Below are 11,880 nucleotides of genomic sequence, written 5' to 3'. Positions count from 1 at the left end.
AACTCACGGTTCGCGATGGTCGTGTACGCCGAATCACCAAGCCGCCCCGAAGCGATGGCCGTACCGAAGTACCGCCCGCTCTGCGCGGCGGCCGCGCCGAGCGTGCTCGCCGCCGCACCGGCCGGCATGGTCGGTACGGTCACCGCGGCGACCACGCCGAGCAGGCCGGCGGCGGCGGCGATCAGAACCCGCGGCCGCCTGAAAGGCAGCGGCGGAAGCATCTCTCTAATGCCCATGACTGAGTGCTCCAGACTGAATCACGGAAATGCGGACACGCTGGGGTCACCCCGCGCGATCGACGCCGCGTCCCGTGATCAGGGAACGCACACCACTAGGGCGTCACGAATGACGGTCCTCACCGCACACCACCACATGGCAGGAGGAGCCGCCTCGGAAACACAGTCTGGAAACCCTGCCGAAATGTGTCAAGTCAGCGAGAAACTTTCAGAGGTGCGACGTCACCGAGGGAGACCCCTGAAATCGCCCGATGAGCCCGGCCGCCTCTCCGCGGACGCGAGGTCTGTCCTGTCCGTGCCGCTCTTCACGTCCGGCGCCGACCGACGTACACTTCGTCAAGTACGTAGTTGACGATCATTGCGGAGTTGGCGCGGGTGAAAGTTTCGGAGGCCGAGTTCGTCGATCGCATGGGACTGATCATGGAGCGGCTGGGCGGGACGCGCACGATGGGCCGCCTGTACGGGTGGCTCATGATCTGCGACCCGCCCGACCAGTCGCTCACCGGCCTGGCGGCGACGCTCGGGGTGAGCAAGACCGCGGTCAGCACGGTCGCCAGGCAGCTCGAGCTGAGCGGGATGGTGGAACGCGTCCCCACCTCCGCCCGCGAGCACCGCTACCGGATGGTCGGCGGCGGATGGGACCAGGTCATGCGGGTTCAGCTGGCCATCGTCAGGCAGAGCCTCGACACGCTCGACTACGGGCTGTCCGTCATCGGCGACGACCGGCCCGGCCAGCGCGGCCGGCTGGAGGACACCCGGGAGTTCTTCGCCTTCATCCTGCAGGACTCGGACGGGATGTTCGAGCGCTGGAAGGAGTACCGCGAGAGGTCGTCCTGACCCACATCGGCAGAGGGATCCTCAACCAAGGAGAGGCGATGTCCGACATCGTCGAACGGTACGACATCCCCGAACGGCACTTCTGGCTGCACGGGCCCCGTTCGGGCCCGGCGGTCGAGTTCGACGCCGGCACCGGACTGTGGAACGTCTACGGATACCCGGAGGCTCACGAGGTCCTCGGCGACCCGGCGACGTTCTCCTCCGACACCATGCGCGTCGTCCCCAAGGAGCTGCTGCCCAGCGAGGACGACTTCTCGCTGAACGGCTTCATCACCCAGATCGACCCGCCGGAGCACGGCAAACTGCGCAAGCTGGTCAGCAGCGCCTTCACCCGCAAGGTCGTGGCCGATCTCGAACCGCGGATCGCCGCGCTCACCGGCGAGCTGATCGACGCGGCGCGCGAGCGCGAGCGGTTCGAGCTCGTGACCGACCTGGCCTACCCGCTGCCGGTCATCGTCATCGCCGAGCTGCTCGGGGTGCCGAGCAGCGATCGCGCCCTGTTCAAACAGTGGGCCGACGCGCTGTTCCAGCGGGACGCCGAGATCTCGCTCAACCGGTCCGCCGAGGAGCGCAGCGCGGACCTCGAGGCCACGATGGGACCGTGGAAGGAGATGTCGACCTACCTCGCCGCGCACGCCGCGGAACGCCGGCGGCGGCCGCGCGCCGACCTGCTCACCAGGCTGGTGCAGGCGGAGGTGGACGGCGAGCGCCTGCCCGACGAGCAGGTGGTGAACTTCGCCATCGTGCTGCTGCTCGCCGGTCACATCACCACGACGATGCTGCTCGGCAACACGGTGCTGTGCCTGGACGCCTTCCCCGGCGAGCAGGAGGCGGTACGCGCCGACCGTCCGGCGATCCCGGCCGTCATCGAGGAGTCCATCCGGTTCCTGACCCCGTTCGCCCTCCTCGGCCGCACCACCACCCGGGAGGCGCGGCTCGGCGACGCGACGATACCGGCCGACCAGATGGTCATGGTCTGGCTCGCGGCGGCCAACCGGGATCCACGCCAGTTCCGCGACCCCGGCGTCTTCGCCCCTGGTCGCGAGCCCAACCCGCACCTCGGCTTCGGCCGCGGCATCCACTTCTGCCTGGGCGCGCCCCTGGCCCGGCTGGAGGGACAGGTCGCGCTGAACATCCTGCTCGACCGGTTCGACGTCCTTCGCACCGACCCGCAGGACCCCGTGCAGTTCATCCCCACGCCGTCTCTGACAGGAGTGCGCCGCCTGCCGCTCGTCCTTGAGTGAGGACGCCTGACCGACGCGTGGCGGGCGAGACCGTTCTTCCCCCGCCACGCCTGCCGGGCGCGGAGACGCCGGCGGGGGCCGGTGTCGATGGGGCCGGCCTCCGCCGGTGTCGATGGGGCCGGCCTCCGCCGGTGTCGATGGGGCCGGCCTCCGCCGGTGTCGATGGGGCCGGCCTCCGCCGGTGTCGTCAGGCCGGGAAGTCGTCGGCCTCCGCGACCTGGCGCACCTCCACCTCGACGTCGTCGAAGAGGTCGGCGTACCGCTTGGCGTACTCGACGGCCTGCGCGCGGTCGTCGAAGTTCAGCAGCGCAAAGCCGCCGATGACCTCCTTGACCTCGGTGAACGGGCCGTCGATCGCGGTGAGCCCGCCGCCGCGGGCCTTGCGGACCAGCGCGCCCCGCTCGGACGGGTGAACGCCCTCGGCCGTGATCAGGATGCCCTTCTCCATCGAGTCCTGGATGAACGCGCCCATCTTCTCTATGAACTCCTGGCTGGGGTTCCAGGCCTCGGGGGCACGCTCGTCGAGCCGGTGCATCATCAGAAATCGCATTGTCGCTCCCTTGTCGTCTCGGGCTGGGTCCGGCGGATCCCGGACGCGTCGACCAGCCGTCACACACGCGTCGAACGCCGGCACGCCGTTTCGACACTCTCGTCGGGACAATTTTCGTCGCCGTCGTTCTGCCCAGGAACACCAGGTCAGAGGGTCGCGACCGCCGGCGGGTCCCCCTTCGACACGGTACGGGCGCACGAGCCCGCCAGTGACGGATCGCGGGGAACCGTGGGTAGAGATCGCTACTAGTGCGCGGTTTCACTAAGATTCGGGGCCATGTGGCGGAAAGTCCGAGTACTTGTGGCAACAGTGTGTGCGATGGGCCTGCTGACCGTTCCGGCGGCGGCCGAGACGGGGAAGAAGGCGGACGAGCCGGCCAAGCCGTACTGCGCCCGGTACAAGTGCATCGCGCTGACCTTCGATGACGGGCCGTGGCCCTACACCCCCGAACTGCTCGACACGCTGAAGAAGCACAAGGCCAAGGCCACCTTCTTCCTGCTCGGCCGCAAGGTCGAGGGCCGGGCCGAGCTGGCCAGGCGCATCGTGGCGGAGGGCCACGAGGTGGGAAACCACACCTGGACCCACCCCGATCTCACCAAGCTGACCGATGACGAGATCATGCAGGAGGTCAACTCGACCTCCGAGGTGATCGAGCAGACGATCGGCGAGCGGCCGACGATGATGCGCCCGCCGAACGGCGCCACCGACTCCCGGGTCGGCCGCCTGATGGCCGAGCTGGAACTGCCGCAGATCCTGTGGACGGGCTCCACGCTCGACTGGCAGGCGCGCGACACCAAGGTCATCACCGCGCGGACGCTGAAGCTGGCCAAGCGCAACGGCGTCATCCTGCTGCACGACATCGTCCCCCAGACCGTCAAGGCGATGCCGGCCGTGCTGACCACGCTGGAGAAGCAGGGCTACCACTTCGTGACGGTGACGGCGCTGCTGCAGGGACGCGAGCTCAAGGGCGGCGAGGTCTACCCGGCCCGGTCCGAGTAGCCGTCTTCGGCGCGGAGGGACCGGTTGAGCGCGGACCTCAGCCGGTCCTGCAGGGGCACCTCGACCAGCCGGTGCACGCCGTACGCCAGGACGAGCGCGGCGGCCAGCACCACGGGCAGGGTGAGCCACCTGCCCAGCGGCGCGTGCAGCCACCCGATGAGGAGGTACCCGACGTGGTGGTGGAACAGGTACAGCGGGTAGGTGAGCGCGCCCAGCACGGTGAGCCAGCGCCAGTCGACCCCGTCGAAGGTGCCGAGCGCGACCAGGATCATCACCAGGAAGATCAGGGAGATCACGCCGACCACCAGGGCGGATCCGAGGTTCTGCCCGAACCGCTGGACGGCCGGCGGGTTCTCCCCCAGCACCTGCACGAGCGCGACCGCCCAGCCCGCGCCCACGAACAGCCAGGGGAACAGTGACCCGCCGAAGCGGTGGACGAGGTACAGGGCCATCCCCGCGATGAAGTACGGGGCGCTGAAGGGGACGAGGACGGCCTGGAGGAGGTCGGCGTCCACCCGCTCGGCGATGGCCAAGAGCACCAACCAGCCGCCGAGGAAGGCCAGGCAGCGCCGGTAGGTGAAGCCGATCGCGGCGAACACCGCGATGAGCACGTAGAAGACCAGCTCCTGCCAGAGCGTCCAGTACACCAGCTCCAGATCGCGGATCCGCAGCCCGTGCTGCAGCATGGTGAGATTGGCGATCAGCTCGCTCAGGGTCGGCCGGTGGTCGGTGGTGAGTCCCACGAGCGCGAGCGCGCCGAGGATGATCACGCTGGCCCAGTACGCCGGGTAGAGCCGGGCGATCCGCGAGGAGGCGAACTCGCCGGAAGTGCGTCCCCACGCGCTCATCAGGATCACGAACCCGCTGATCACGAAGAACATGCGGACCCCGTAGACCCCGAACATGGTCACCGTGCTCAGAGTGGGGAAGGCGTTCGGCGTCCCCCACGCCCGCGTGTGCCCGTAGTGGAAGAGCACCACCGCGAACGCCGCGCAGAAGCGCAGCAGGTCGAGCACGCGCAGCCGTGGCCGGACGGAATGCACGACCGGTAGATCTGCGACCTCGGGGGCCGGGAGCAGCATGGCCATGAATATAGCGATATAGATCGTCCAATTAGCCGTCCTCTTCCAGGTAGGCGGCCGATTCCCGGCAGCGGCGGCCCGCGCCGCCCGCCGCCGGGGACGCCCGAAGCGGCTGAGGCCACCGGGCCGCCCGCCGCCGGGAACGCCGGAAGCGGCCGAGGCCACCGGGCCACCAGGCGCGGGGTTTTCACCTCCGGCGGTCGATATGCGGCTGGTAGCCTGAATTGCGGCCCGGTGCAGTCGGGTTGACCCGGCAGCACGGCGGATTGCGGTCCGGTCCGGGGGTAGGAGAACCGGAACGGGAAGGCGTCCGCCAGAAATGAGGAGGCCGATGGATCCATCGGTTGTGGATCGAATACGGCCAGGCGACCACGTGTGCTGGACCTTCGACGACGAACACCAGCGGCTGGCCGCCATAACGGGCTACGTGCAGGCCGGCGCCGACGCCGACCAGAAGATCGTCTACCTCTCCGACGCGTCCCCGGACATCCTGCTGCGCGAGCTGGCGGACAACGGCGTGGACGCCTGGCGTCTGGCCCGCACCGGGCAACTGCAGATGGGCCACCCGCGGGAGGGCTACCTCACCAACGGCCTGTTCGACCCCATGGTGGTGCTCGACGCCTGGCAGCGCGAGATCGCCGTGGCGCGCGGCGGCGGGTACACGGCTCTGCGTCTGATCGGCGACATGTCGTGGGCGAGAGCAGGTGTGGTGGGCCCCGACCCTCTCCACTGGTATGAGGCCCAGGTCAACCGCGTCTTCGCCGACGGCTACGCCATGGCCCTTTGCCTGTACGACCGGCGGCTGTTCGACCCGGTCAGCCTCCTGCGCGTCTCGGCCGCGCACCCGTCCCGCATGGAACCCGGCACCGACTGGAACTGGCGGCCGCTGCTGCGCATGGAGCGCACCGGTGAGCCGCCGGGGCTGCGGCTGATCGGTGAGGCCGACGCCTCCAACCGCGACGCGCTGGCCGCCACCCTGGCCGACGTCATCGACGACATGTCCCGCTCGGACGCCACGGTGACCCTCGACGTGGCCGGGCTGCGGTTCGCCGACGCCGGCGCCGCCAGGCTGCTCATGGGCGCGGCCACCACCGCCCCGCCCGAAGTGCGCATCACCGGGTGCTCGGTGCCGCTGGCGAAGCTGATGCGGTTGCTGGGCGGCGAGCCGTGCGCGGGGGCCGTCGCATGAACCGGCACGCACCTGCCCCGCGGGCGGCCGGCCCGTTCGAGCACATCGGCCTGTTCTACCGGGACCTGGACCAGTACGCGTCGGGCTGCGCGGCGTTCGTCCGGCGCGCGCTGGCGTCCGGGGACCCTGCCCTGGTCGCCGTCCCCGGCGGCAACGGCGAGCTGGTCCGCGCACGGCTCGGCGCCGACGGCGACGCCGTGACCTTCGCCGACATGGCCCGCGCGGGCCGCAATCCGGGGCGCATCATCCCCTCGGTCCTGCTGGCCTTCGCCGGCGCCCACCCCGGCCGCCGCGTGTGGATCATCGGGGAGCCCATCTGGAAGGGCCGCAGCGCCGTCGAGTACCCGGCCTGCGTCGCGCACGAGGCGTTGATCAACGCCGCGTTCGCCGGCCGGGACGCCGCCATCTTGTGCCCGTACGACGCCTCGGCGCTCGCCCCCTCGGCGCTGGCCGACGCCGAGCGCACCCATCCCATCTTGGAGGACGCCGACGGGAGCCGGGCCAGCGCCGCCTACGGCGACCCGCTCGAGACGGCCGCGGCGTTCGACTGGCCGCTGCCCGCGCCGCCGGAGGACGCCGAGCGGTACACCTTCACCGGCGTCGGCGCGCTGCCGGGCGTGCGTGACTTCCTCACCGTGCGGGCGATGGCGGAGGGCCTGGCCGGGGAGCGCGTCGTCGAGCTGCTGCTGGCGATGAACGAGCTGGCCACCAACACCACCGAGTACACGACCGGGCCCGCCACGCTGACGGTGTGGGCCGAGGACGGCGTGCTCGCCTGCCAGCTCGACGACACCGGGCACATCGCCGACCCGATGACCGGGCGCATCCCGCCGGCGGACGGCGCGACCCGCGGGCGCGGCGTGCTCATCGCCAACGAGCTGGCCGACCTGGTGCGCATCCACCACCGGCCCGCGGGCACCTCCGTGCGGTTGCACTTCCTGCTGTCCCCGCCCGGCGACCCTGCCGCGGCCGGAGCCGGCGGAGTCCTCGCTGAGCCGGCCGTAGTGGAAGCCGGCGGAAGCCTCGCCCGGACGACCGCGGCCGGAGCCGGTGGGGACCTCGCTCAGACGGCGGCGGTGGAAGGCAGCGGGAACGACCCGGTCAGCGCCGGCTCCTCGGGCTCGTAGGGCGCGAGGGTCACCGGGACGCCGTTGAACACGGCGTTGCCCGACGGCACGTCCACCACCGACTCGTCCGTGAGGGCGTTGGCGTTGACCCCGGCGTGCTCGGCCGCGACGCGCTGGGTGCTGCCCGCGTGGCCCCATCCGTGCGGCAGGCTGACCACGCCCGGCATGATGGCGTCGTTCGGTTCGACCGGCACGACCAGCTCGCCGTTCGCCGACCGGATCACCGCCTGCCCGCCGATGCCGTACCGCGCGATGTCGGCCGGATTGACGTGCAGGGTGCACTGGTTGCTCCCGCCGACCAGCGTGGGCACGTTGTGCAGCCAGCTGTTGTTGGAGCGCAGCTGCCGGCGTCCGATGAGCAGCAGTTCGGGGGCCGGCGCGGCGAGCCGCTCGCGCAGCCGTCCGGCCTCCTCGGCCAGCCGCGGCGCGGCCAGCTCCACCCGGCCCGACTCGGTGCACAGCAGCTCCGGCAGCCGGGGCGTGAGCGGCCCGAGGTCGATGCCGTGCGGGTTGTCCAGCAGGTCGGCGAGCGACAGTCCGTGCGTGCCGAGCCGCAGGAAGGCGTCCAGCAGCAGCTCGGGCCCGCTGTCGCCGATCAGCGAGGCCCGCACCTCGGCGACGTCCCTGCCCTCGAAGGGAGAGCCCGGCGCCTGCGTGGCCCCGCCGAGAATCTGGTCCAGCATCATCTCGGTGAGCGCTGCGGGGTCGGCGCCGGCGCCCTGGCCGGAGGCGATGAGCGTGAGCTTCGACAGGATGTCGGCCTCGGACATCTGCTCGGGGGAAAGCGGCAGGATGGCCGGGGAGAACCGCGTGTAGTTGCGCACGGTGACCGACAGCAGCAGGAAGTCGTAGTGCGGCATCTGCAGGATGCGCGGCGGCGGCAGGATGACGTTCGCGTGCTTGGTGGTCTCGTTCAGGTAGGGATCGACGCAGACCACGAAGTCGAGGCCGGCCAGCGCGCGGTCCAGGCGGGGGCCGCCCGGCGCCGAGAGCACCAGGTTGCCGGCCACGGACACCAGAGCCCTGACCTGCCCCTCACCCGGGGTCTCGATCTCGTCGGCGAGGGTGGCCACCGGCAGCTCGCCGAGCGACTCCGGCAATCCGCGCACGCGGCTGTGCCAGCGCCCGGTGGTGTACGGCTCGCCGGTGCGGCCGAGGTCCATGGTGGCGGTGCGGGTGAACATGACGCCGCCGGGCCGGTCGAAGTTGCCGGTCAGGATGTTGATCACATCGACGAGCCACTGCGTCGCGGTGCCGAACTCGACCGTGGAGCCGCCGATGCGCGAGTAGACGGCGGCCGTGGGCGCCGCGGCCAGCTCACGGGCGATGCGGGCGATGTCCGCGGCGGGCACGCCGCACACCGGCGAGACGATGTCGGGGGTGAAGTCCTCCGACAGCCGCCGCAGGTCGTCGAGCCCGGCGACGTCGAGGCCGATCGTCGTGAGGTCCTCGGCGAGCAGGGTGTGGACGATGCCGAACAGCAGGAACGCGTCGGTGCCCGGGCGGATGAACAGGTGCTCGTCGGCGACGGCGGCGGTGCGGGTGCGGCGCGGGTCGACGACCACGAGCCGGCCGCCGCGCCCGCGCAGCGCCTTGAGGCGGCTCGGGAAGTCGGGGGCGCTGCACAGCGACCCGTTGGACTCCACCGGGTTGGCGCCGAGCACGAGGAAGTAGTCGGTGCGGTCGACGTCGGGCACCGAGATGGCGAGCGGATCGCCGAACAGGTAGCCGCAGGCGACGTGCTTGGGCATCTGGTCGATCGTGCTGGCGGAGTAGACGTTGCGCGTGCCGAGGGCCTGGCCCAGCGCCCCCCGGTACAGGATGCCGCCCATGGTGTGGAAGGTCGGGTTGCCGAGGTAGAGGGCCACGGCGTCGCGGCCGTGCCGGTCGATGACGCCCTTGAGCCCCTGCTCGACGGTCTCGAAGGCCTCCTGCCAGCTGACCTCGTGCCATTCGTCGTCCTGCTTGCGCACGAGGGGGACGCGCAGGCGGTCGGGGTCCTGGTCGAGGTGGCCGAGGCTCGCGCCCTTCGGGCAGATGAAGCCCTTGGAGAACGGGTCGTCCGGGTCGCCCTTGACCGACGTGACGCGTCCGGTGTCGTCGAGCGTGAGCCGCAGGCCGCAGACGGCATCGCATAGGGGACAGGTCCGGTGCGCGGTTCTCATCGGCACTCCCTGAGATCGTCGATTGGACCCATGATGAGCAGGCGCCGGAGATGGGGGGAACCCCAGCAAACGGTGGGATAGGGGTCGATACGGGTGGGTAGTCACGGGCCTGACTCCGGACCACACACACCTTTACGAGCGGGTTCACGGCCAAAAATCGCTTTTCTCACGTACGGTGGGTCCCGGGGGTTTTCACGGCGACATAGCGGGCAGTCCGGTCTGGTTCGAGCCGGCCGATCGACCGTCCGTAAAGGGGGAGCCTCACCCGACGAGGAAGCTCGCGGGCCAATGCTCCGGTTGATTGGGACCGTCCCGGCTACCGATGACGGGTGAAACCACGGAAGAGGGTCGTGATGGCGAACGAGGTCACCGACGGCAAGACCGTCGCACGCGAGCTGGCGGCACGGCTGCCCGGATGGACCGTCTGGTACGGAGAGCACACCGGGCGCTTCTGGGCCACGCCCAAGGGCGCCGCGAAGAACGACCCGCGGCTCGCCGAGGGCGAGACGCCCGAGGAGCTCGAGTCCGCCGTGCGCGCGCTCGTCGGCGGACCGCAGGCCCCGGCCCCGCAGGCCCCGCCCGCGCCGCAGGAGCCGCACCAGAACCACCAGGCGCCGATGACGCCCGAGCAGCAGTACCGTCACCCGGTCGGCGCCAGAAGCTGACCGGCCCTGCGGCGTGCGCCGGCCGGCGAGTGACCGGCCAGGTCGCAGGCGCTGGAGAACCGGGCGGGGACGCAGGCCGGCTGGAGGAACCGATCGGCCGCCGGGTCAGCGGCACTGGGCGAGCATGGCGGACTTGTCGGACCGGGTGACCGGCAGGTCGTACTTCACCGCGACCTGCGCGAAACGGGTCACGTACGCGCAGCGCACCTTCCGCACGGGGGGCAGCCAGGACGCCGGCCCCGCGCCGCCCTTGTCCTCGTTGGCCGGGCCGTAGACCGGGATCAGGTTGAGCGGGTCGTTGGCGATGCGCACCCGCTTGGCCATGCTCCATCGGGAGGCGCCCATGCGCCACTCGTACGACAGCGGCACCACGTGGTCGACCTGCACGCGGTCGGCGTCGCGCTTGCGCCACCGGATCGTCCTGCCGGTGTAGGGGTCGCGCAGCTTCATCGCCACCACCACGCAGGGGGACCCGCGGCGGTAGGCCACCTCCTCGCCGTCCCGGGCGAGCAGGTCGTCGCGGGTGCGGCAGCCGTTGCGCGCGTACGGCACGCCCCGCGCGGTGTCCGCCCAGTTCTCGCCGAACCGGGTGCGCGTGTACCCGCGCTTGGACCCCTGGCGGCCGACCCGCACCCGCCGGATCAGGTCGACGGCCGCCGCACGGTCCATGCGCGAGGTTATGGCGACCAGGCCCGGCCTGGTGCCGTCCGGGTTCTCCAGCGGGCCGGCGCGCTCGGTGACGCGCGTCGTGGGTTTCGTCGCGGCGTGACCGGCGAGAGAGACGAGCACGATGGCGACTCCGGCCACGGCGACCACCCCGCGCGTGCTCAGTGCCGCCTCCCGGGCCGGACGGGTGAAGACTCGTCGAGCTGTCTATCCCCATAAATCCCGTGATCGACACCGCCATGTCCCGGCCGGACAGGGTCAGAGGGCCACGAACGCCATGCCGCGGTGCTTGAGGCGGGGGATGACCGTGCGCAGTGCCTTGAGCGTCTCGGAACGGTCGCCGCCCCCGTCGTGGCACAGCAGGATGGCGCCCGGCCGGCAGGCGAGCATGCTCTGCGCGATGCGCCGGGTGCCCGGCCTGGACCAGTCGCGCGGGTCGACGTCCCAGTCGATCGGGATCATGCCGTGGTCGCCGGCGGCGCGCACCACCTGCCGCGACCACGATCCGCCCGGCGAGCGGAAGAACCTCGCGTGGACGCCGGTGGCGTCGGAGATGCGCCGCTGGGCCTCGGTGATCTCGGCCTTGACGCGCCCGGCGGACAGGCGGTTGAACGGGATGGGATGGTGCATCGTGTGGTTGCAGAGCTGGTGCCCGGCCTGGACGATGCGCTCGGCCAGCCGCGGGTAGCGCTGCACCTGCAGGCCGATGAGCGAGAACGTCGCGCTGACCTCGTGCTCGGCGAGCAGGTCGAGCATGCGGGGCGTCCACTCGGGGTGCGGACCGTCGTCGATGGTGAGCGCGATGGCGTTGCGCGGCGCGTCCGGCGCCAGGTCGTGCAGGCTGCGCACGGGCTGGTGGCGGGCCTTCAGCGCGTGCGTCGTCCACCCGGCGGGCGGCGGCGCGACCCGCGGGTGCGCCTTGCGCCGCCCGTGCCGAGCCGGAGCGGCCCCGGGCGCGCGTGAGGACGACCGCACGGCGTCGCCGGCCAGCGAACCCAGCGAACCCGCCAGTGCCAGAGCTCCGAGGGCCCACAGCGCGCGGCGACGGCCGGCCTCGCTTTGATCCACGAGGTCACGGTACCCACTCCGGTGCGAAAGGCATCGGACCGACAGGAATGAA

At 71.3% G+C, this 11,880-nt stretch carries 11 protein-coding genes and 1 pseudogene; 6 read left to right on the top strand and 6 right to left on the bottom strand.

Features of this window, described 5'->3' with window-relative positions; genetic code table 11:
• Nucleotides 1-236, bottom strand: a pseudogene (locus ACWEN6_RS39515) (endo-1,4-beta-xylanase); the annotation flags it as partial.
• Nucleotides 237-611: 375 nt separating this feature from the next.
• On the opposite strand from ACWEN6_RS39515, the gene ACWEN6_RS39510 reads away from it, so the two are divergent.
• Both ACWEN6_RS39510 and ACWEN6_RS39505 read left to right on the top strand, forming a co-directional pair.
• A complete protein-coding gene (locus ACWEN6_RS39510) occupies nucleotides 612-1,073 on the top strand; it encodes a GbsR/MarR family transcriptional regulator (RefSeq protein ID WP_452577200.1) in 462 nt (153 codons plus the stop codon).
• A gap of 38 nt (nucleotides 1,074-1,111) precedes the next feature.
• Nucleotides 1,112-2,317 carry a cytochrome P450 gene (locus tag ACWEN6_RS39505; RefSeq protein WP_452577198.1) on the top strand — a complete coding sequence of 402 codons (1,206 nt, stop codon included), beginning with the start codon at nucleotides 1,112-1,114 and terminating at the stop codon, nucleotides 2,315-2,317.
• A gap of 187 nt (nucleotides 2,318-2,504) precedes the next feature.
• Here the strand turns inward: ACWEN6_RS39505 and ACWEN6_RS39500 are convergent, their stop codons facing one another.
• Nucleotides 2,505-2,867 carry a YciI family protein gene (locus tag ACWEN6_RS39500; protein ID WP_452577197.1) on the bottom strand — a complete coding sequence of 121 codons (363 nt, stop codon included), beginning with the start codon at nucleotides 2,865-2,867 and terminating at the stop codon, nucleotides 2,505-2,507.
• A 318-nt stretch (nucleotides 2,868-3,185) separates the two neighbouring features.
• On the opposite strand from ACWEN6_RS39500, the gene ACWEN6_RS39495 reads away from it, so the two are divergent.
• Entirely contained in the window at nucleotides 3,186-3,866 is a 681-nt protein-coding gene (locus ACWEN6_RS39495) for a polysaccharide deacetylase family protein (protein ID WP_354853473.1), read from the top strand.
• On the opposite strand, the gene ACWEN6_RS39490 is transcribed toward ACWEN6_RS39495, so the two are convergent.
• Nucleotides 3,845-4,948 carry an acyltransferase family protein gene (locus ACWEN6_RS39490; protein ID WP_452577196.1) on the bottom strand — a complete coding sequence of 368 codons (1,104 nt, stop codon included), beginning with the start codon at nucleotides 4,946-4,948 and terminating at the stop codon, nucleotides 3,845-3,847. The genes ACWEN6_RS39495 and ACWEN6_RS39490 overlap by 22 nt on opposite strands.
• A 331-nt stretch (nucleotides 4,949-5,279) precedes the next feature.
• Here ACWEN6_RS39490 and ACWEN6_RS39485 point away from each other — a divergent pair, with 331 nt between their 5' ends.
• Both ACWEN6_RS39485 and ACWEN6_RS39480 read left to right on the top strand, forming a co-directional pair.
• Nucleotides 5,280-6,137 (top strand): MEDS domain-containing protein, encoded by an 858-nt coding sequence (locus ACWEN6_RS39485; protein WP_452577194.1) that lies wholly within the window; start codon nucleotides 5,280-5,282, stop codon nucleotides 6,135-6,137.
• A complete protein-coding gene (locus ACWEN6_RS39480; RefSeq protein WP_452577193.1) occupies nucleotides 6,134-7,264 on the top strand; it encodes an anti-sigma factor RsbA family regulatory protein in 1,131 nt (376 codons plus the stop codon). Before ACWEN6_RS39485 ends, ACWEN6_RS39480 begins: the two co-directional genes overlap by 4 nt.
• Here ACWEN6_RS39480 and ACWEN6_RS39475 read toward each other — a convergent pair.
• Nucleotides 7,201-9,429 carry a molybdopterin-dependent oxidoreductase gene (locus tag ACWEN6_RS39475; protein ID WP_452577191.1) on the bottom strand — a complete coding sequence of 743 codons (2,229 nt, stop codon included), beginning with the start codon at nucleotides 9,427-9,429 and terminating at the stop codon, nucleotides 7,201-7,203. The two genes, ACWEN6_RS39480 and ACWEN6_RS39475, sit on opposite strands and share 64 nt — an antisense overlap.
• A 353-nt stretch (nucleotides 9,430-9,782) precedes the next feature.
• On the opposite strand from ACWEN6_RS39475, the gene ACWEN6_RS39470 reads away from it, so the two are divergent.
• Complete coding sequence (locus ACWEN6_RS39470) at nucleotides 9,783-10,094, top strand: hypothetical protein (protein WP_452577190.1); 312 nt, start codon at nucleotides 9,783-9,785, stop codon at nucleotides 10,092-10,094.
• Nucleotides 10,095-10,199: 105 nt separating this feature from the next.
• On the opposite strand, the gene ACWEN6_RS39465 is transcribed toward ACWEN6_RS39470, so the two are convergent.
• Together ACWEN6_RS39465 and ACWEN6_RS39460 are read right to left on the bottom strand one after the other, a co-directional pair.
• Nucleotides 10,200-10,901, bottom strand: a complete 702-nt coding sequence (locus tag ACWEN6_RS39465; RefSeq protein WP_452577188.1) for an HNH endonuclease family protein — start codon at nucleotides 10,899-10,901, stop codon at nucleotides 10,200-10,202.
• Between the two features lie 117 nt (nucleotides 10,902-11,018).
• The gene (locus ACWEN6_RS39460) at nucleotides 11,019-11,828 is read right to left on the bottom strand and encodes a polysaccharide deacetylase family protein (protein WP_452577186.1); all 810 of its coding nucleotides are present in this window, start codon (nucleotides 11,826-11,828) and stop codon (nucleotides 11,019-11,021) included.
• Nucleotides 11,829-11,880 lie beyond the last annotated feature (52 nt).

Source organism: Sphaerisporangium sp. NPDC004334, from assembly GCF_053602655.1.
This window is presented reverse-complemented; position numbering and strand designations above follow the sequence as displayed.